General features: G+C 32.8%; 1 protein-coding gene. It reads right to left on the reverse strand.

Translation table 11 applies throughout. The features are described 5' to 3' along the window. Positions 1-57: 57 nt before the first annotated feature. On the reverse strand, positions 58-433 hold a 376-nt coding region (locus tag KH893_RS12380), incomplete at its 5' end, for a DMT family transporter (RefSeq protein WP_281166348.1).

Consider the following 433-nt stretch of genomic DNA (forward strand, 5'->3'; position numbering starts at 1 on the left):
GCATATAAATGAATTAAAAACCACTGACCATTTGAAACGCCCTAAAATAAGCTCCATTTAATTTAGTTGGCCAGTTTTCTTGTTAGTTAAATAAACTCCCAAAATTACAATTACTCCACCAATTATTTGAATAGCAGTTACCTTGTTGCCTAAAATAACACTGATAATGACGGTAAATACTGTAATCAGGTTTAAAAAGATACCAGACTTCCCTGCTCCAATAACCGGAACGGCACTGTTCCAAAACACCAACGAACCTACCGATGGAAATAAACCTAAATAAATAATGCTGTAAAAGGTTGGTGCTTTAAACGACCAATTAAAATTCGAGTTTATAAAAAAAGGAAGCATAATAATTAAGCTAAAAAAGACAATTACACTTGTCGAAGCAATTGGCGGTAAATAGCTAATTTTTTTGGCTAACAAAGTATAG

The sequence above is a fragment of the Liquorilactobacillus sicerae genome, from assembly GCF_029916425.1.
GTDB classification, from domain to species: Bacteria; Bacillota; Bacilli; order Lactobacillales; family Lactobacillaceae; genus Liquorilactobacillus; species Liquorilactobacillus sicerae.